Genomic DNA, 20175 nt, shown 5'->3' with positions numbered 1-20175 from the left:
AAAGTGACATGTTGTATTCTGGATAGTATCTAGAATACATCTGGCATACAAATTTTCGGATTTAGATGGGTTTATCATGGTTTCACATGGGGCCACTTGAGTACTTCTAAAACCATAAAAATGAGTAAATTCAATATGAAAGAGTCTGTAGACAAGGACTTTTCCACCCATACGCCGATGATGCAGCAATACCTGCGCCTGAAGGCTGACCATCCCGAAATCCTGCTGTTTTATCGCATGGGCGATTTTTACGAGCTGTTCTACGACGACGCCAGGCGAGCCTCACAACTGCTGGAGATTTCACTCACGAAACGCGGCGCGTCAGCGGGTGAACCCATCCCGATGGCGGGCGTGCCCTATCATGCTGTTGAAGGTTATCTGGCAAAACTGGTCCAGCTCGGTGAATCCGTGGCGATCTGCGAACAGATTGGCGACCCGGCACTGAGCAAAGGACCGGTTGAGCGTAAAGTCGTGCGCATTGTGACACCAGGCACCATCAGTGATGAAGCGCTGCTGCAGGAGCGTCAGGACAACTTACTGGCGGCCATCTTCCAGAGCCAGCGCGGGTTTGGTTATGCCACCCTCGATATCAGCTCGGGGCGTTTTCGCCTGAGCGAACCTGTCGACCAGGAGACCATGGCGGCAGAACTCCAGCGCACTAATCCTGCTGAACTGCTCTATCCCGAAGATTTCCAGGCCATGGCGCTGATCGATCAGCGCCGTGGTCTGCGCCGTCGTCCGCTATGGGAATATGAAATCGACACTGCACGACAGCAATTAAACCTGCAATTCGGCACGCGTGATCTTAGCGGCTTTGGTGTTGAACAGGCTCATCTGGCACTACGCGCTGCGGGTTGTCTGCTTCAATATGTTAAGGATACCCAACGCACTTCCCTGCCACATATTCGCTCGTTAAGTATGGAGCGCCAGCAGGACAGCGTAATCATGGATGCAGCCACTCGCCGCAACCTGGAAATCACGCAGAACCTGGCCGGGGGCACCGAAAATACCCTGGCGGCAGTGTTGGATAAAACCGTTACCCCGATGGGCAGCCGTATGCTGAAGCGCTGGCTGCATATGCCGCTGCGCGATGTCACCACCATCAGTCGTCGCCAGGAATCGATTGCCGAACTGCAATCTCTGAGTGAAGCATTACAGCCGGTACTGCGCCAGGTGGGCGATTTGGAACGCATCCTGGCGCGTCTGGCACTGCGCACCGCGCGCCCGCGTGATTTAGCTCGCATGCGACATGCCTTCCAGCAGTTGCCGGAGTTGAGCCAGCAGCTGGAGGGTGTCGAGGCGACTCAATTGGTCAATCTGCGTTCGCAGATGGGTGAATTTACTGAATTGCGCGAGCTGCTGGAACTAGCCGTCATTGAATCTCCTCCCGTGCTGGTGCGTGACGGTGGTGTGATTGCGCCCGGCTATAACGCTGAATTAGATGAATGGCGTGCGCTGGCCGACGGTGCCACTGATTATCTCGACCGCCTGGAAATTCGCGAACGAGAGAAGCTAGGGCTGGATACTTTAAAGGTGGGTTTTAACGCAATTCATGGTTACTACATTCAGGTCAGCCGCGGCCAAAGCCACCTGGTGCCGATTCACTATGTCCGCCGCCAGACGCTGAAGAACGCCGAGCGCTACATCATTCCTGAATTGAAAGAGTATGAAGACAAGGTACTGACCTCAAAAGGCAAAGCGCTAGCGCTGGAAAAAGGCCTGTACGAAGCGTTACTCGATCAGTTGCTGCCACATCTTGAAGCACTGCAGATCAGTGCCGCGGCGCTGGCTGAACTGGATGTGTTGGCTAACCTGGCAGAACGCGCCTGGACACTGAATTACTGCCGCCCGGTACTGCAGGAAAAAGCCGGTATCCGCATCACCGCGGGTCGCCACCCTGTCGTGGAGCAGGTTCTGAAAGAGCCGTTTATTGCTAACCCGCTATCGCTGTCAAATCAACGCCGCATGTTGATCATCACCGGTCCGAATATGGGCGGTAAGAGTACTTACATGCGTCAGACTGCATTGATCGCGCTGATGGCGTGGATTGGCAGCTATGTGCCAGCCGAAGAAACCATAATGGGCCCTATCGATCGTATCTTTACTCGTGTCGGTGCGGCTGATGACCTGGCTTCTGGGCGTTCAACTTTTATGGTTGAGATGACGGAAACGGCCAATATCCTGCATAACGCCACGGAGAACAGCCTGGTGTTGATGGATGAAATCGGTCGCGGCACATCGACCTACGATGGGCTGTCGCTGGCATGGGCTTGTGCGGAGAGCCTGGCAAACCGCATCAAAGCGATGACACTGTTTGCCACCCACTACTTCGAACTTACGACCCTGCCGGAAAAAATGGAAGGCGTAGTGAATGTGCATCTTGATGCCATGGAGCATGGCGATACCATTGCATTTATGCACAGCGTACAAGATGGTGCAGCCAGCAAAAGCTATGGTTTAGCAGTTGCTGCATTAGCGGGTGTGCCGAAGGACGTGATCAAACGTGCGCGCAACAAGCTGAAAGAGCTGGAAGCGCTCTCCGGCAGTTCTGCGGCATCCACTGTAGAAGGATCGCAAATGCAGCTGCTGGTGGCAGAAACATCGCCAGCCGTAGACGCACTGGAAGCGTTGGACCCTGATAGTCTCACGCCAAAACAGGCGCTGGAGTGGATTTACCGCCTTAAAACATTGGTCTAGTTCAATTTTAATGAGCGGCGGGTAATGACGTCGCTCATTAGCGTAACGGCCTGATAACGCACATAAAAAAACGGTGACCCAAGGGTCACCGTTTTTTATTGCCGGTTACGGCTTATTCGCGAAACAGTGCTTCAATGTTGAGGCCCTGAGTCTGCAGGATTTCACGCAGACGGCGCAGACCTTCAACCTGAATCTGACGGACGCGCTCACGGGTCAACCCGATCTCACGGCCCACATCTTCCAGCGTTGCCGCTTCATAGCCTAACAGGCCGAAACGACGCGCCAGCACTTCACGCTGCTTGGCATTCAATTCAAACAACCACTTAACGATGCTTTGTTTCATATCATCGTCCTGCGTAGTGTCTTCCGGGCCGTTGTCTTTTTCATCGGCCAGGATATCCAGCAGCGCTTTTTCGGAATCTCCACCCAGCGGTGTGTCAACCGAGGTAATACGCTCATTGAGACGCAGCATACGGCTTACGTCATCAACCGGCTTGTCTAACTGCTCGGCAATCTCTTCTGCACTCGGCTCATGGTCAAGCTTGTGCGAAAGTTCACGCGCGGTACGCAGATAAACATTTAACTCTTTAACGATGTGGATCGGCAGACGAATGGTACGGGTTTGATTCATGATCGCCCGTTCAATAGTCTGACGAATCCACCAGGTGGCGTACGTTGAGAAACGGAACCCACGTTCTGGGTCAAACTTCTCTACGGCACGAATCAGGCCGAGATTACCCTCTTCAATCAGATCCAGCAGTGCCAGACCACGATTGCTATAACGACGGGCAATTTTCACCACCAGGCGTAAATTACTTTCAATCATGCGGCGGCGAGAAGGAATGTCACCACGTAGTGCACGACGAGCGAAGAACACTTCTTCTTCTGCTGTCAGTAGTGGAGAGTAACCGATCTCACCAAGGTAAAGCTGCGTCGCATCCAAAACGCGTTGCGTCGCACCCTGTGACAACAGCTCTTCTTCAGCTACTTCGTTATCACCAGGTTCGTTCTCAACGAGAGCCTTCTCATCAAAAACCTCAGCTCCGTTCTCCTCGAATTCCGCATCTTCATGTAACTCGTTAACTTTCAGCGTATTCTGGTTCATAAGCGGCTCCTACCCGTGATCCAAGGGCAGAACACCTAAGGTTCTGCCGGATTATCGCTGCGGTAAATAACGCAACGGGTTTACGGATTTCCCCTTGTAACGAATTTCAAAATGTAATCTTACCGAACTGGTTCCGGTACTACCCATGGTAGCGATTTTTTGCCCCGCCTTAACTTCCTGTTGTTCCCGGACCAGCATGGAATCGTTATGGGCGTAAGCACTCAGATAATCATCATTGTGTTTGATGATGATTAAATTACCGTACCCACGGAGCGCGTTGCCTGCGTATACCACCCTTCCTGAAGCAGTGGCGACAACAGGTTGTCCACGCGAACCGGCGATATCGATCCCTTTGTTTCCGCCTTCCGCAGCGGAGAAGTTATCGATGATCTTCCCATCAGTCGGCCAACGCCAGCTTCCCACTGGGGTTGTGCTGTTAGTCGTGCTGCTGACTGTAGGCGGTGCGGTAACCGGAGCTGTGGTCGTTGCCACATTATTTGCCCCTTTCGACGGCAGCATTTTACCGCCTGTCGAACCCGAATCATCAGAATACGTAATAACAGGTTGCTGTGCAACAGGGGCCGATTTAATTTGCGTTTGGTTGGATGCCACCGGCACGCCGCCCTGTGTCGCATCCGCTGCGGTTATCGCATTGCCACCGGTGATGGTCTGGCCATTACCGTTGCCAACCTGCAGGACTTGCCCCGCTTCCAGGCCATACGGGGCCGGGACGTTATTGCGTTGCGCCAGATCGCGGAAGTCATTGCCGGTAATCCAGGCAATGTAGAACAGGGTATCTCCACGTTTAACGGTGTAAGTCTCACCACCGTAACTACCTTTAGGAATATTCCCATAATTACGGTTGTACACGATACGACCATTTTGCGTGACAACATTATTATTGCCACTAACCATTCCCCCGGAGGGTGCAGCTGATGGTGTACCGCCGCTTAACATTCCGCCGTGTGGCATAGCTGGCACGGTGCTGTTCTGCGATGAGAGCATGCCACCGCTGCTCGGTGAGGAGGTCATGCCGCCGCCAGAGGACATCATACCGCTGTCGCCACCGCCGCCAATCTGGCTAATCGGAGCTTGCGTGTTGTCGCCTGAGCTACAGCCCGCCAGCCAAAAACCTACCAGTGAGAGTGCCGCCAAACGGCGTAATTGAAATACTGTGCTTCCCGTGCTCATTGATCCCCCGTTATGGCAATCCTGGATGTAACTGTGTCGTGGTTGTGACCGCATTATTCACTGCGCAACAGGCGGAATACGGTCTTTCACATTGATTAACAAGGATAGTAACAATATCAACTGCGCCATGCCATGTAACAGTTGTGAAGATTTACGTAGCAATGGCTCAGGCCAGATCGCCCTGAACTAACGGCACAAAGCGGACGGGTTCGATGATTTCTTCAATTAATTCACCACCCTGACGACGCAAACGCTTTAAAACCTGCTGATCTTCGCCGACTGGCAGCACCATTTTGCCACCCTCACCTAATTGCGCTATCAGCGCAGTCGGAATTTCAGGGGGTGCAGCGGTGACAATGATGGCATCAAACGGGCCACGTGCTGCCCAGCCTTGCCAACCGTCACCATGGCGAGTCGAAATATTGTGCAGGTCGAGTTGTTTCAGGCGGCGCTTAGCCTGCCATTGCAACCCTTTTATGCGTTCAACGGAATAAACGTGATTGACCAGATGGGCCAAAATAGCGGTCTGATAGCCTGAACCGGTGCCGATTTCCAGCACGCGCGATTCCGGGTTCAGTTCAAGTAACGCGGTCATCCGCGCTACCATGTAGGGCTGTGAAATCGTCTGCCCACTGCCAATCGGCAGCGCAACGTTTTCCCAGGCTTTATGCTCAAACGCCTCATCGATAAAGCGTTCACGCGGGACATCAGCGATGGCTTTTAACAGATGCTCATCGTGAATGCCCTGCGCACGCAGTTGCTCTAACAGCGTTTCGATGCGCCGGTTCACCATGCGAGATTTACCTCAGCCTCGATCAACCAGTCGCTTAATACTTCCTGCGCCGCATGTGCCGTAAGATCGACATGCAATGCCGTCAGCGACACGTAACCTGCATCTACCGCAGCGAAATCGGTGTCGGGGCCCGCATCCAGTTTGTCCCCCGGCGGGCCAATCCAGTACAGGGTATGGCCGCGCGGATCTTCCGTGCAAATCACCTGATCGGCCGGATGGCGGCTGCCACAACGCGTCACACGGAAACCTTTGATTTCCGCTAGCGGTAGATCAGGCACATTGATGTTCAGGATACGCCCGGTGCGCAGCGGTGCGCGGGACAACGCACGCAGCAGCGTGCAGGTCACCGCCGCCGCGGTGGCATAGTGTTGATGACCGTTGAGTGAAACCGCCAGCGCAGGCAGTCCAAGATGGCGTCCTTCCATCGCAGCGGCCACGGTGCCAGAGTAAATCACGTCATCACCCAGATTGGGGCCAGCGTTGATGCCTGAAACCACAATGTCCGGACGCGGCTGCATCAGTTTGTTAACCCCAAGAAACACGCAATCCGTCGGCGTGCCCATCTGTACAGCGATGTCACCATTCTCATGGGTAAAAGTACGCAGCGGGGTTTCTAACGTCAGAGAATTTGATGCGCCACTTCGATTGCGATCGGGCGCGACAACCTGCACCTCCGCAAACTCACGCAGTGCGCGAGCCAGCGTCTGAATGCCGGGGGCATGAATTCCATCGTCGTTGCTGAGCAATATCCGCATCTGTTCCTGACCTTTGTTCATTCAACGGGTCCTCAACTCGCCTGGCATCCGCTGTTGGGGTGCCGCAAAAACAAGATTTGGCGAGACGAAGATGTTTGCATTCTAGCGGTGAGGCGCGGGAAGTGGTAGGCGTAAATCACGGAACTTCCGGCGTTTGCCGCAACATTATGCAGCCGGAGCAGATATTTACCCGGCGTTGAGGCCGGGTAAAGTGGGGGTTATTCATCGCTGATAGGCGCAGCGGCACCGTTACTCAGCAGTTCGCGCACCACGCTGGTGGCGAAACTCCCGGCTGGCAGCCAGAACTGCATCTCTAGCGTGACGTCATCCCACCAGTTCCAGCGCAGATCTTTTGGCACCACCAGCATGGCGCGGCGTGCCGCATCAACGCGCTCACGCTCCAGCAGCGCCAGCAAATCCTCAGCCGGTGCCAGATTAGCCTGCTCAAAGGCCAGCGCGTCACCCTGGGGGCCCAGATCACCTCGCCCGGCGAGCGGCGCGGTGATGCGCAGTTCATGATGATTCACACGCTGCTGCAATTCCGCCAGCTCTTCCGCCTGCGCCACAAACCAACTGCCGCGACCGGCCAGCTGCAGTGCATCACCCGCTTGTACCTGATCCAACACGCCATCACGCTGCAAACGCGCACTGGTGACCTGATTAAACAGTTGACTGCGCGCAGCAGACAGCAAAATACCTTTCATGCTGCGATCGCGCGGGCGGAACTTATCTTCTGCCCACAATTTTGCCTGCGTCAGGTTATTGCCGCCGCGGCCAAAGCGTTGTTCACCAAAGTAGTTAGGCACGCCGCTTTGCTGGATATGCTGCAAGCGCGCTTCCACTTCTGCGCGATCCGAAAGCTGACGCACAACCAAACGGAACGCATTCCCCGCCAGCGCGCCAGTGCGCAATTTGCGCTTATGGCGGATCACCTGCAGAATTTCCACGCCTTCCAGCTGGAAACCGGCCAAATTCGGCATCGCGTTACCCGGCACGCGGAAACACAGCGTCTGCTCAGTCACCGCATGGCGGTCTTTCATCCCGGCATAGCTCATATCACGTTGATGCACGCCGAGGAATTTCGCGATAGCTTCGGCGACAAAGCGTGTATTGCAGCCTATCTTGCGGATGCGCACCAGCACCTGCTCGCCTTCGCCATCATAGGGATAGCCGAGGTCTTCAATCACCACGAAATCTTCGGGATTGGCCTTGATCACGCCGGTGGCGCTCGGAACGCCGTGCAGGTAAAGCAGTTCACTCATACTTAATCGGCCTTCACCAGCAGCGCCACGGCTTCACAGGCAATGCCTTCGCCACGGCCGGTAAAGCCAAGCTTCTCAGTCGTGGTCGCTTTGACGTTGACATCATCCATATGGCAACCGAGATCTTCAGCGATGTTGACGCGCATCTGCGGCACATGCGGCAGCATTTTCGGCGCTTGCGCGATGATGGTCACGTCGACATTACCAATGCGATAACCTTTCTGCTGAATACGACGCCAGGCTTCACGCAGTAAGCCACGGCTGTCCGCCCCTTTGAAGGCGGGATCGGTGTCCGGGAATAGCTTGCCGATATCGCCCATCGCCACCGCGCCCAGCAGCGCATCCGTTAATGCATGCAGTGCCACATCGCCATCTGAATGGGCAATAAAACCGTGTTCGAAGGGAATACGCACCCCGCCAATCACTAACGGACCTTCGCCGCCAAAAGCGTGAACGTCAAAACCGTGACCGATACGCATCATGCGCTCTCCTTTAACTGAATCTGGGTGAGATAGAAGGCCGCCAGCGCCAGATCTTCTGGCCGCGTCACCTTAATATTGTCGCTGCGTCCGCTGACGAGCTCTGGATGATAGCCGCAGTATTCCAGCGCCGACGCTTCATCGGTAATGGTAGCGCCTTCATGGAGTGCACGCGTTAAACACGCCGTCAGCAGTTGATGCGGGAAAAATTGTGGCGTGAGTGCGTGCCAGAGATCTTCGCGTTCAACGGTATGCGCAATCGCCGTTTTGCGAGGTTCAGCACGCTTCATGGTATCACGCACCGGTGCCGCCAGAATCGCACCCACTTTGCTGTGCTCACGAACTGCCAGCAGGCGTGCCAGATCATCCGGGTGCAAGCATGGCCGTGCGGCATCGTGCACCAGTACCCATTCGCTATGCTTAATCGCCTGCAAACCTGCCAGCACCGACTCAGCACGCGTGTCGCCACCTGTCACGCGCAGTACGCGTGAATCCTGCGCCAGTGGCAGCGAATCAAACCAGCCATCATCAGGACTGATGGGCACGATCACTTGTTTAACGGCTGGATGAGCCAGCAAGCGCGCAACGCTGTGTTCAAGAAGGGTAAATTGACCAATGGTCAGATACTGTTTTGGGCAGGCAGCCTGCATACGGCTGCCCACGCCTGCGGCAGGCACCACGGCAATCACATCCGCAAGGGAAGAGAGGTTGTTCATGGTTTATCGTTGTTGATTTTGCGCAGCTTGTTGCGCGTTACGTTTATTCTGGTCTGGCACCAGACGATAGAAAGTCTCACCGGGCTTAATCATACCCAGTTCATTACGTGCACGTTCCTCAATTGCTTCTGAACCGCCATTGAGGTCATCAATTTCGGCAAACAACTGATCGTTACGTGCTTTGAGTTTGGCGTTATTCGCCTGTTGCGACGCGACGTCTTCATTGACGCGCGTATAGTCATGAATACCGTTCTTACCCAGCCACAAGGAATATTGGAGCCATCCCAGCAGCACGAGCAACAGTAACGTCAGTTTTCCCATCCCCGCCCCCTGAAAAACGGCCTAATCATCCCATAACTTCGCACAGGACTCCACAGCGACAGCGAAAATGCCAGCAGCAGACGATTGTCTGTACAAAAAACGGCAAGGCTAAAAGCGGGACGGCAGGTAAAGTTTTGTAACCTGCCGATGCGTTTGCACATCAGGATCGGATTACCAACCCGAGAGAAATGAGAACAGCAGCCAGAACAGGCACACCACCACGATAGCGGTGATCACCCCACTCCAGAACAGGCGTCCGCGAATCATTAAGCTCAGTACGATACCAATCAGCACCGATACCGGTAGCAGCGCCAAAAAGAACGGCCAGGTGTAGAGGAAGAAGAATAGCGTGTTGGAACCGTAGAGCATGAACGGAATCGCCAGCGCGCACCAGTACGAGAGAAAGCCAATCACGCCGCCCGGCAGTGATGAGCGGGACTCATCCGGGGTGCGTTCATCTTTGCGTGCCAGCATGGGGGTAACGTTCTGCATAGAGATCCTGTTGACGCTAAAAAGCGGCAAACCAATCGAGATTTGCCGCTGTCGGTTCAGGATCTGATGATATCGCGGTGACGCAGGAGGTCTAACAATTGGGCGGTCAAGTTTGTAACTAATTGTTCGCCATCTAAGTGAATTTCCGGCGCGTCTGGCGCCTCATAAACACTGTCGATACCGGTAAAATTGCGCAGCTCACCGGCACGCGCTTTTTTATACAAACCTTTGGGGTCACGCGCTTCACACACGGCCAGCGGCGTATCGACATACACTTCGACAAATTGCCCGGCGCCAAGCAAATCACGCACCATCTGACGCTCCGTGCGATGCGGCGAAATAAAGGCAGTTAATACCACTAAACCGGCATCCACCATCAGTTTCGCCACTTCTCCCACGCGCCGGATGTTCTCTTTGCGATCGTCATCGCTGAAGCCGAGGTCACGGCACAGGCCGTGACGCACGTTATCGCCATCCAGCAGATAGGTGCTGACGCCCGCGCGATGCAGCGCCTGCTCCAGCGCACCGGCCACCGTGGATTTTCCCGAGCCTGATAACCCAGTAAACCACAGCACTACGCCCTGATGGCCATGCTGCTGTTCCCGCTCTTCACGGGTGACCGGATGGTCATGCCACACCACGTTTTCATCGTGTTGGGCCATTACTTGCCACCCAGCAGATCGCGTGCATTCCAGTGTGGGAAGTGACGACGCACCAGCGCATTCAACTCCAGCTCGAATTCACTGAACTGGCCAGCCTGCCCACGCACATCAGTCAGCGGCTGATTGATCATCCCCGCACCGACCGTGACATTGCTCAGGCGATCGATAAAGATCATGCCGCCTGTGACCGGGTTCTGGCGATAGGCATCCAGTACCATCGGCTCATCAAACGTGATCTCGACTAAGCCGATGCCGTTCAGCGGCAGACTTTCCACCGCAAGTTTCTCCAGCGTGTTGATCTCCACCTGATGGATGATCTTTTCAATACGACCACGCGCTTTCTTGCCGGCGATCTTCACTTCATAGCTCTGACCCGGCTGCAGCGGCTGTTCTGCCATCCACACCACGTCAACAGTGGCAGACTGCACCGCCTGCAACTCTGCAGCCGCATCGACCAGTAGGTCGCCACGGCTGATGTCGATCTCATCTTTCAGCACCAGCGTAATCGCTTCACCCGCTGCTGCTTCCTGCAGATCGCCATCGAAAGTGACGATACGTGAAACCGAAGACTCGACGCCTGAAGGCAACACTTTCACGCTCTGTCCGACCTGCACCGTACCGGAGGCTAGGGTACCAGCATAGCCACGGAAATCGAGATTTGGACGGTTCACATACTGCACCGGGAAACGCATTGGCTGATGATCCACCACACGGTTCAGCTCCACGGTCTCCAGCACGTCAAGCAGGGTTGGGCCGCTGTACCATGGCATGGTCACACTCGGCGTCGCCACGTTATCGCCTTCCAGCGCCGACATCGGCACAAAACGAATATCCAGATCTTCGGGGAGCTGGCCAGCGAAATCGAGGTAGGACTGTTTGATCTGCTCAAACGTCTCCTGTTTATACTCCACCAGATCCATCTTGTTGATGGCGACCACCAGGTGTTTGATACCCAGCAGCGTAGAGATAAAGCTGTGACGACGCGTCTGATCCAGCACGCCTTTGCGCGCATCGATCAGCAGAATCGCCAGATCACAAGTGGATGCGCCGGTCGCCATGTTGCGGGTGTACTGCTCGTGTCCCGGCGTGTCGGCGATGATAAATTTGCGCTTCTCGGTGGAGAAGTAGCGATATGCCACGTCGATGGTGATGCCCTGCTCACGCTCGGCCTGCAAGCCATCCACCAGCAGCGCCAGATCGAGTTTCTCGCCCTGGGTGCCATGACGCTTGCTGTCGTTGTGCAGCGAAGAGAGCTGATCTTCATAAATCTGACGGGTATCGTGCAGCAGGCGACCAATCAGCGTACTTTTGCCATCGTCGACGCTACCGCAGGTCAGGAAACGCAGCAGGCTCTTATGTTGTTGCGCGGTCAGCCAGGCTTCTACACCGCCCTGATCGGCAATCTGTTGTGCAATTACGGTATTCATCTGCGTCTCCTTAGAAATAGCCCTGACGTTTCTTCATTTCCATCGAACCGGCCTGGTCGCGGTCAATCACACGGCCCTGGCGTTCACTGGTGGTGGAGACCAGCATCTCTTCAATAATTTCCGGCAGCGTTTGCGCTTCGGATTCCACCGCACCGGTCAGCGGCCAGCAGCCGAGGGTACGGAAACGCACCATGCGCTGTTTGATCACTTCGCCAGGCTGCAGATCAATGCGATCGTCATCAATCATCATCAGCATGCCATCACGCTCCAGCACCGGACGCGGTGCCGCAAGGTACAGCGGAACGATCTCGATGTTTTCCAGGAAGATGTACTGCCAGATATCCAGCTCGGTCCAGTTGGAGAGCGGGAACACGCGGATGCTTTCGCCTTTGTTGATCTGGCCGTTGTAGTTATGCCACAGCTCTGGACGCTGATTTTTCGGATCCCAACGATGGAAACGGTCACGGAACGAGTAAATACGCTCTTTGGCGCGTGACTTCTCTTCGTCACGACGCGCACCACCGAAAGCGGCATCAAAACCGTACTTATTCAGCGCCTGTTTCAGGCCCTCGGTTTTCATGATGTCGGTGTGTTTGGCGCTACCGTGGACAAACGGATTGATGCCCATCGCCACGCCTTCCGGGTTGCGGTGAACCAGCAGTTCCGCGCCCATGTTTTTCACGGTGCGATCGCGAAACTCGTACATTTCACGGAATTTCCAGCCGGTATCAACGTGCAGCAGCGGAAATGGCAGCGTGCCAGGATAGAAGGCCTTACGCGCCAGATGCAGCATTACCGAGGAGTCTTTACCGATGGAGTACATCATCACCGGATTGCTGAACTCGGCCGCCACCTCGCGGATGATATGGATACTCTCTGCCTCCAGCTGGCGCAGATGAGTAAGACGATTTTGGTCCATAATTTTTCCTCAAGCCAAATTGACAACGGCGGACTCACGAGCCCCCTGCTGTGCCGAATGTTGGAACCAGGCTAATTGCCCGTGCAAATTCACCACTTCACCCACCACAATCAGGGCCGGTGTGGGCGCGGCAACCGCCAGCGCCTCAAGCTGATCTAAGGTACCGGTCAGCACTTGTTGATTCTGACGCGTGCCGCAGCCAATGACGGCTACCGGCGTTGATGCCGCGCGTCCATGTTTGATAAGGCCCGCCGCAATTTCTGCCGCTTTCAACGTGCCCATATAAATCGCTAAGGTCTGACGCGCACGCGCCAGCGTCGGCCAGTCAATGCCCTCGCTATCACTGCGTAAGTGGCCGGTGACAAACAGCACGCTCTGCGCGTGATCGCGATGGGTTAACGGAATCCCGGCATAAGCAGTGGCTCCCGCTGCCGCAGTAATGCCCGGCACCACCTGGAAAGGAATGCCCGCCGCTTTCGCCGCCTGCAGCTCTTCGCCGCCGCGACCGAAGATGAACGGATCGCCGCCTTTCAGACGCACCACGCGTTTACCCTGCTGCGCCAGCTCAACCAGCATCGCATTGGTCTCTTCCTGGGATACGGAGTGTGCTCCAGCACGTTTACCGACGCAGATGCGGTCAGCATCACGGCGCACCAGCTCCAGCACTTCGTCACTCACCAGATGGTCATACAGCACCACATCCGCCAGCTGCATCACCTGCAGGCCACGTAACGTCAGTAAACCGCTGTCACCTGGACCCGCGCCCACCAGGGTGATTTCACCCTGATTGTCGCTGCTGTTCTCTAACTCGCGATCCAGCGTGCGGCGGGCCTCATTGACGTTACCGGCTGACATCTGGCTGGCGAACAAACCGTTAAATGCCCGCTCCCAAAAACGACGACGTTCCGACATGCTGTGATAGCGCTGTTTAACTTTGTCACGCCACTGTCCTGCCACTTCAGCCATCTGACCGAGGTTGGCAGGTAACAGCGACTCAATTTTTTCACGTAATAAGCGGGCCAGCACTGGCGCCGTACCACTAGAGGAGATCGCCACCACCAAGGGGGAGCGATCGACAATAGAGGGGAAGATAAAACTGCACTTGGGCTGATCGTCGACAACGTTGACCAGCTTGTGGCGGGCATTGGCGGCGTCAAAGACTTGCGCATTGAGCGCGTTATCGTCAGTGGCAGCGATGACTAAAAAGACGCCATCCAGCTGAACCGGATCGAAGTGATGTGCAATCCACTCAATGGCGTCGATTTCCAGCAGCGCCTGCAACTCATGGCCAAGGTCGCGCGCAGCTACCCGCACGCGCGCACCGGCACGACGCAGCAGTTCGATTTTACGCGCCGCGATTTCACCACCGCCAACAACCAGCACTGGACGGTTTTTGAGATCGGCAAATAGAGGCAGATAATCCACGTTAACCTTGTTAGTTTTACAATAAGTTAACGCGACTATACGTCCCTGCCTTCTGGTAGATGAAATTACGAATTGGCATTAGTAGTTACCGAATGGAATAACGCCCCAGGATTGCTGATAACAATTTGTGCTTAACAAATGATATTGCTGGTGTTTCGGAGCAATTCAAATTGTGCAATCGCGGTCACAGTTTCATACTAATCCAGAATTTTTTTAGCCTGACGGGATGTCACAAAAGGACCTTAACTATGTTTGCCACCCTCCGCCGCACCGTGCTGGCTGCACTGATCGCGGGCGGTTTGCCTCTCTTTGCCCAAGCCGCAACCTATGCGCCGGGGCATTTTGCCGAACAGCAGCTGCGCCATATCGCCACCTATTTCCCTGGCCGTATGAGCGGCAGCCCTGCTGAGCTGATGACGGCCGATTATCTGCAACAGCAATTCACCGAGCTGGGTTACAAGAGTAATACCCGCCAGTTCAATACCAGCTACAACTGGTTAGAGCGCAAGGGTGAGACGCGCCCGCGCAAGGTATCCGCCACCTCGGTCATTGCCGCGCGGGCCGGCGCGGTGCCGCAAGAGATCCTGATCGTCACGCATCTCGACACCTGGACGCCACTCAGCCGTCATGAAGCGGATAACAATCTGGGCGGCCTGCGTTTACAAGGCGTCGATGACAATGCTTCTGGCCTTGGCGTAATGCTGGAGCTGGCTCAGCAGTTGAGTAAAACCCCGCTGCACTACGGTGTGCGTTTTGTCGCGCTCAGCGCTGGTGAAGCCGGATTACACGGCATGGATGATTATCTGACACGCATGAGTGCGCAGGAGAAAAAGAACACGCTGCTGGTGATTGATCTCAACAGTCTGATCGTCGGCGATCACCTCTATTTTAACAGTGGTGCCAATACGCCCTCAGCGGTACGCAAGCAGACCAGCGCGCGCGCCGTGCAGCTCGCGCATCGCTACGGTATTTCTGCCGCCAGCCACACGCTGACGGCACGCGACTATCCGGGTGTGAATCCGTTCGATAAAGCCGGTATGCCGCTGCTGGATGTCACCGCCGCCAACTGGGCGCTGGGTAATAAAGACGGACAGCAGCAGCGGGCGCACAGCAGCCACTTCCCGGAGGGCAACGTACGCCACCAGACGGACCGCGATAATCTCAATTATCTGGATCGCTGGCTCCCGGGCCGGATTACGCAACGCACGCGTGACAGCGTGAAGATCCTACTGCCGCTGGTCACTGAGCTGGCTAACCCAACAACTTAAGGATTTACTATGTACGTGGTGTATCTCAACTATTTCCGTCCGGCAGAAGAAGCCGATGCGCTGCTGGCGCCGCACATTGAGTGGCTGGATCGTTACTTTGACAGCGGTGACTTTATTGCCGCAGGCCGTAAAGATCCGCGCACTGGCGGTATGGTGCTGGTGAAGGATATGGATCGCGCCCGTTTGGATACGATCCTCGCGGAAGATCCCTTTGTCGCGGTGGCGCATTATGACGTGACCAAAGTGAACGTGACGCGTGCAGCGGAGGCGTTTGAAGGGTTAAAAGGGATTTAATAAAAAGGAGCGCATCAATGCGCTCCCTACGACGACTCTGAAAGGTCGGCATTGATGCCGACCCGGTAAATCAACCTTCGTGCAATCCACACTCGCGCTTCAGGCCAAAGAAGCGAGTTTCTTCTTCTGCCATGCCCGGTTCCCACTTCTTAGTGGTGTGCGTATCGCCCACTGACAAATAGCCTTCATCCCACAACGGATGATACTTGAGGCCATGTTGTTTCAGGTACTGGTGCACCTGACGGTTATCCCAGTCAATGATCGGCAGAATCTTGAACACACCGCGCTGTACCGCCAGCACAGGCAAACTGGCGCGGCTGCCTGACTGGTCACGGCGTAGACCCGCAAACCAGGTCTGCGCACCCAGGGTTTGCAGCGCGCGATTCATCGGTTCGACCTTGTTGATTTGGTTGTACTGCTCAATCCCCTCGACGCCCTGCTCCCACAGCTTGCCGTAGCGCGCTTCCTGCCATGCTGGAGAAGTCTCAGCACGGAAGATTTGCAGATTGAGATTGAGCTTCTCAGTCAACTCATCAATAAAGCGGTAAGTTTCCGGGAACAGATAGCCGGTATCGGTCAGGATCACCGGCGTATCCGGCTTCTGCTGCGTAACCATATGCAGCAGAACCGCCGCCTGAATACCAAAGCTGGAGGACAGCACGAACGCGCCCGGCATATTCTCCAGCGCCCAGCTCACGCGTTGCTCAGCGGATAGTTTCTCCAGCTGCACGTTGCTTTCGGCCAGTGCCATGATGCGATCCACTTTGCTGCCACTATTCAGTGCTGCGAGATCAAGTACCGTCATACTGCCTCCGAGTCCCAAAAATCACGGGCGGGATCCACCACGGCTTTGATGATGCCAGCGCGAATCACGAAGTCACCGAAGCCTTCATCGGCCTGGCGCTCGGTTGCCCAGCGCGCCACCAGCTCATCGATGCTGGCCAGAATTTCGCCTTCGTTGATGTTCTCGCGGTACATACGCGGAATGCGCGTACCCATGCGGTTGCCGCCAATGTGTAAGTTGTAGCGGCCTGGTGCTTTACCCACCAGACCCAACTCCGCCAGCAAAGCACGGCCACAGCCGTTTGGGCAACCGGTAACGCGTAGCACGATGTGCTCTTCACCGACGCCGTGCTTATGCATGATCTCTTCAACCTTGGTGACAAACGAAGGCAGGAAGCGCTCGGCTTCGGCCATCGCTAATGGGCAGGTTGGGAAGGCCACGCAGGCCATGGAGTTTTCACGCTGTGGCGTCACCGCTTCCATCAAACCGTGTTCACGGGCGATAGCTTCGATCTGCGCTTTTTGCTTCTCCGGCACGCCAGCTACGATCAGGTTCTGATTGGCAGTGAGGCGGAAATCGCCTTGGTGAATTTTGGCAATTTCGGCGATGCCGCGTTTAAGCGGACGGCCTGGATAATCCAGCAGACGGCCGTTTTCAATAAACAGCGTCAGGTGCCATTTCTTATCAATGCCTTTCACCCAGCCCACGCGATCGCCACGGGTCGTGAACGCATAAGGACGAATCGGTTCAAACGTCAGGCCAGCACGCTTTTCCACTTCCGCTTTAAAGGTTTCAACGCCAACACGTTCCAGCGTGTACTTGGTTTTGGCATTTTTACGATCGGTACGGTTACCCCAGTCGCGCTGGGTGGTCACTACCGCAGCCGCCACATCAAGGATCTTCTCTACCGGCAGGAAGCCAAACTCACTCGCAGTACGCGCATACGTCGCTTTATTACCGTGGTCGATCGACAACCCACCGCCAACCAACAGGTTAAAGCCAATCAGCTTGCCGTTCTCAGCAATGGCGATAAAGTTCAGGTCATTCGCATGCAGGTCGACATCGTTATGCGGTGGCACCACCACGGTAGTTTTGAACTTACGCGGCAGATAGGTTTCGCCCAGAATCGGTTCTTTATCCGTGGTAGCAACCTTCTCTTTATCCCACCAAATCTCAGCGTATGCGCGGGTTTGCGGCAGCAGGTGCTCGGAGAGCTTTTTCGCCCACTCGTAGGCTTCCTGATGCAGTTCCGACTCGACTGGATTCGAAGTGCACAACACGTTACGGTTCACGTCGTTGGCGGTGGCCAGCGCGTCGAGACCCACTTCATGCAGCATTTGGTGCGTCGGCTTCACGTTCTTTTTCAGAATGCCGTGGAACTGGAAGGTCTGACGGTTAGTCAGACGGATGCTGCCATAAATGGTTTTATCGGTCGCAAACTTATCAATCGCCAGCCATTGCGTTGGCGTGATAATCCCGCCCGGCAGACGGCAACGCAGCATCATCGCGTGGCGCGGTTCCAGTTTCTGCGCCGCACGCTCGGCACGAATATCGCGGTCGTCCTGCTGGTACATGCCGTGGAAACGGATCAGCAGGAAATTATCGCCACTGAAGCCGCCGGTCAGGCCATCATCGAGATCCTCGAGAATGGTGCCTCGCAGGTAGTTACTCTGTTTTTTCAGACGCTCGGCGTCGGTCAGCTTGCCTTCAACGACCAGCGGTCCAGGATGTTTTTCGCTCATTAGTAAACGTCTCGCTGATAACGGCGCTCAATGCGCAGCTCACTTAAAAATTCGTCAGCCGTTTCACGATCCATGCCGCCGTGTTCGACCACCACATCCAGTAATGCCTGCTCAACGTCTTTCGCCATGCGATTAGCGTCGCCGCAGACGTAAAGGTGCGCGCCTTCTTCAATCCAGCGCCACACTTCCGCCCCTTTGGCGCGGATTTTATCTTGTACGTATATTTTCTCAGCCTGGTCACGTGACCACGCTAAATCAATGTTGGTCAGCAAGCCGTCTTTGACGTATTTCTGCCATTCCACCTGATAGAGGAAATCATCGGTGAAGTGCGGATTACCAAAGAACAGCCAGTTTTTGCCGCCTGCGCCATCGTTATCACGCTGCTGCATAAAGGAGCGGAACGGCGCGATACCGGTGCCTGGGCCGACCATGATCACGGGCGTTTCCGGATTCGCCGGCAAGCGGAAGTTGTCGTTGTGTTCGATAAACACGCGGATGTCGCCGTCTTCTTCGATGCGATCCGCCAGCCAGGTTGACGCACCGCCGCCGCGCTGACGACCATCAATCTCATAACGCACCGCACCGACAGTAATATGTACTTCGGTATCCGTTTCCGCTTGCGATGAAGCAATCGAATAGAGGCGCGGTGTTAAAGGACGCAACAGGCCAGTGAGCTGTTCTGCATTGAGTTCAGTCGGTGCCTGACGCACCATATCGACAATCGGGAAGCTCTGCGCATAGCTCTGTAATTTCGGCTTATCACCCGACAGCGCCAGCAGCGCATCATTGCGTGACAGCGCAGCATACTGTTCAACGATTTGCGGCGTGTTCACCGTCAACTCATAATGCTTTTGCAAGGCTTCTGCGAGCGGCAGGTTTTCACCGTTAACATCAACCGGCTCATCGCCCTTCAGCCACACCAGTTGCAGCAGTTCCTGTACCAGTTCCGCGTCGTTTTCAAACCACACGCCCAGCGCATCGCCGGGCTGATAGCGCAGACCAGAATCGCCCAGATCGATTTCGATATGGCGAACATCTTTATCCGAATCGCGACCGGTGATTTTTTGATTAGCGGCAAAGCTGGCGGTCAGTGGCGCTTCTTTGGTGTATGGGCTGCTGTGGATGTCGTTCACCACGCCAGAAGCCGTCACAGCCGCGACCACTGAGGATTCACTTGGCACGCGTGCTTTTAGAATCTCGGTCAGCTGTTGGCGCCAGGCCGTAGCCTGCTCTTTGTACTCCACGTCGGCATCAACACGATCCAGCAGACGTTCTGCGCCCAGTTCCGCCAGACGCTCATCAAAGTCTTTACCAGCTTTGCTGAAGAATTCGTAAGAGGTATCGCCGAGGCCGAACACCGCAAACGCGGAGCCAGACGCAAATTTCGGCGCCTTCTTCGACAGCAGGAATTTGTGCAGCGCCACGGCTTCTTCCGGTGGCTCACCTTCACCTTGCGTCGAAGTGACCACGACCAGTAATTTCTCCTGACCGATTTGCTTAAACTTGTAGTCACCGGCGTTCACCAGATTGACGCTCAGTTTGGCGGCCAGCAGATCATCGCGCAGCTGTTCCGCCAGACGACGAGCATTACCGGTTTGTGACGCGGAAATCAGCGTGATGGTTGGCACCTCGGCCTGCACCGGTGCAGGTGCGGCAACGGCGCCCGGCGTCTGATTGACCATGCCCCAGAAGTAGCCGGAAAGCCAGGCCATCTGCGTGGTGTTGAAATCCGTGGTCGCTGCCTGTAAGCGCGCGAGTTGCTCCGGATTAAGCGGGAGCATTGAACCTGGTGCCTGAGTCGTCATCGCGTTAAAAATTCCAGTGTCTGAAGTCCGGACCGATA

The 20175-nt window shown here is 55.4% G+C and carries 19 protein-coding genes; 3 read left to right on the top strand and 16 right to left on the bottom strand.

Annotation, left to right across the window (positions count from 1 at the left end):
• Positions 1–135: 135 nt before the first annotated feature.
• Complete coding sequence (gene mutS, locus FD744_RS12320) at positions 136–2697, top strand: DNA mismatch repair protein MutS (protein WP_202403495.1); 2562 nt, start codon at positions 136–138, stop codon at positions 2695–2697.
• 112 nt (positions 2698–2809) lie between these two features.
• On the opposite strand, the gene rpoS is transcribed toward mutS, so the two are convergent.
• The 13 genes from rpoS to cysG form a co-directional block, all read right to left on the bottom strand.
• The gene (gene rpoS, locus FD744_RS12315) at positions 2810–3802 is read right to left on the bottom strand and encodes an RNA polymerase sigma factor RpoS (protein WP_034822992.1); all 993 of its coding nucleotides are present in this window, start codon (positions 3800–3802) and stop codon (positions 2810–2812) included.
• 51 nt (positions 3803–3853) lie between these two features.
• Complete coding sequence (nlpD, locus tag FD744_RS12310; protein ID WP_034822994.1) at positions 3854–4993, bottom strand: murein hydrolase activator NlpD; 1140 nt, start codon at positions 4991–4993, stop codon at positions 3854–3856.
• A 166-nt stretch (positions 4994–5159) separates the two neighbouring features.
• Positions 5160–5786: a protein-L-isoaspartate(D-aspartate) O-methyltransferase gene (locus FD744_RS12305; protein ID WP_058961492.1), complete on the bottom strand. Its 627-nt coding sequence runs from the start codon at positions 5784–5786 to the stop codon at positions 5160–5162.
• The gene (gene surE, locus FD744_RS12300; RefSeq protein ID WP_097118184.1) at positions 5780–6541 is read right to left on the bottom strand and encodes a 5'/3'-nucleotidase SurE; all 762 of its coding nucleotides are present in this window, start codon (positions 6539–6541) and stop codon (positions 5780–5782) included. Before surE ends, FD744_RS12305 begins: the two co-directional genes overlap by 7 nt.
• Before the next feature lie 218 nt (positions 6542–6759).
• Complete coding sequence (gene truD, locus FD744_RS12295; RefSeq protein ID WP_160868345.1) at positions 6760–7803, bottom strand: tRNA pseudouridine(13) synthase TruD; 1044 nt, start codon at positions 7801–7803, stop codon at positions 6760–6762.
• Positions 7804–7805: 2 nt separating this feature from the next.
• The gene (gene ispF / locus FD744_RS12290; RefSeq protein WP_045816453.1) at positions 7806–8282 is read right to left on the bottom strand and encodes a 2-C-methyl-D-erythritol 2,4-cyclodiphosphate synthase; all 477 of its coding nucleotides are present in this window, start codon (positions 8280–8282) and stop codon (positions 7806–7808) included.
• The gene (ispD, locus tag FD744_RS12285) at positions 8282–8998 is read right to left on the bottom strand and encodes a 2-C-methyl-D-erythritol 4-phosphate cytidylyltransferase (RefSeq protein ID WP_058961494.1); all 717 of its coding nucleotides are present in this window, start codon (positions 8996–8998) and stop codon (positions 8282–8284) included. Before ispD ends, ispF begins: the two co-directional genes overlap by 1 nt.
• A 3-nt stretch (positions 8999–9001) precedes the next feature.
• Positions 9002–9319 (bottom strand): cell division protein FtsB, encoded by a 318-nt coding sequence (gene ftsB, locus FD744_RS12280; RefSeq protein WP_007893240.1) that lies wholly within the window; start codon positions 9317–9319, stop codon positions 9002–9004.
• Between the two features lie 171 nt (positions 9320–9490).
• Positions 9491–9811 carry a DUF3561 family protein gene (locus FD744_RS12275; RefSeq protein WP_058961495.1) on the bottom strand — a complete coding sequence of 107 codons (321 nt, stop codon included), beginning with the start codon at positions 9809–9811 and terminating at the stop codon, positions 9491–9493.
• Positions 9812–9867: 56 nt separating this feature from the next.
• A complete protein-coding gene (gene cysC / locus FD744_RS12270) occupies positions 9868–10473 on the bottom strand; it encodes an adenylyl-sulfate kinase (protein ID WP_160868344.1) in 606 nt (201 codons plus the stop codon).
• Complete coding sequence (cysN, locus tag FD744_RS12265; RefSeq protein WP_160868343.1) at positions 10473–11900, bottom strand: sulfate adenylyltransferase subunit CysN; 1428 nt, start codon at positions 11898–11900, stop codon at positions 10473–10475. Before cysN ends, cysC begins: the two co-directional genes overlap by 1 nt.
• 10 nt (positions 11901–11910) lie before the next feature.
• A complete protein-coding gene (gene cysD / locus FD744_RS12260; RefSeq protein WP_034823008.1) occupies positions 11911–12819 on the bottom strand; it encodes a sulfate adenylyltransferase subunit CysD in 909 nt (302 codons plus the stop codon).
• 9 nt (positions 12820–12828) lie between these two features.
• Positions 12829–14244 (bottom strand): siroheme synthase CysG, encoded by a 1416-nt coding sequence (gene cysG, locus FD744_RS12255; protein ID WP_097117961.1) that lies wholly within the window; start codon positions 14242–14244, stop codon positions 12829–12831.
• A gap of 248 nt (positions 14245–14492) precedes the next feature.
• Between cysG and FD744_RS12250 the strand changes: the two genes are divergently transcribed.
• Positions 14493–15512 carry an aminopeptidase gene (locus tag FD744_RS12250; protein ID WP_160868342.1) on the top strand — a complete coding sequence of 340 codons (1020 nt, stop codon included), beginning with the start codon at positions 14493–14495 and terminating at the stop codon, positions 15510–15512.
• 9 nt (positions 15513–15521) lie between these two features.
• Positions 15522–15806: a YciI family protein gene (locus tag FD744_RS12245; RefSeq protein ID WP_160868341.1), complete on the top strand. Its 285-nt coding sequence runs from the start codon at positions 15522–15524 to the stop codon at positions 15804–15806.
• A 70-nt stretch (positions 15807–15876) separates the two neighbouring features.
• Here the strand turns inward: FD744_RS12245 and FD744_RS12240 are convergent, their stop codons facing one another.
• From FD744_RS12240 to cysJ, 3 genes are read right to left on the bottom strand one after another with little or no spacing between them, the layout of a single operon-like run.
• The gene (locus tag FD744_RS12240; protein WP_097117963.1) at positions 15877–16611 is read right to left on the bottom strand and encodes a phosphoadenylyl-sulfate reductase; all 735 of its coding nucleotides are present in this window, start codon (positions 16609–16611) and stop codon (positions 15877–15879) included.
• The gene (cysI, locus tag FD744_RS12235; protein ID WP_034823019.1) at positions 16608–18332 is read right to left on the bottom strand and encodes an assimilatory sulfite reductase (NADPH) hemoprotein subunit; all 1725 of its coding nucleotides are present in this window, start codon (positions 18330–18332) and stop codon (positions 16608–16610) included. The genes FD744_RS12240 and cysI overlap by 4 nt, the downstream gene beginning before the upstream one ends.
• On the bottom strand, positions 18332–20137 hold the full coding sequence (gene cysJ / locus FD744_RS12230) for an NADPH-dependent assimilatory sulfite reductase flavoprotein subunit (protein ID WP_160868340.1): 1806 nt from the start codon (positions 20135–20137) through the stop codon (positions 18332–18334). The genes cysI and cysJ overlap by 1 nt, the downstream gene beginning before the upstream one ends.
• Between the last annotated feature and the right edge of the window lie 38 nt (positions 20138–20175).

Origin of the sequence: Pantoea sp. Taur (genome assembly GCF_009830025.1) — a bacterium.
Lineage (GTDB): Bacteria > Pseudomonadota > Gammaproteobacteria > Enterobacterales > Enterobacteriaceae > Pantoea > Pantoea communis.
Note: the sequence above shows the minus strand (reverse complement) of the source record. Positions and strands in the feature narration are given on the sequence as shown.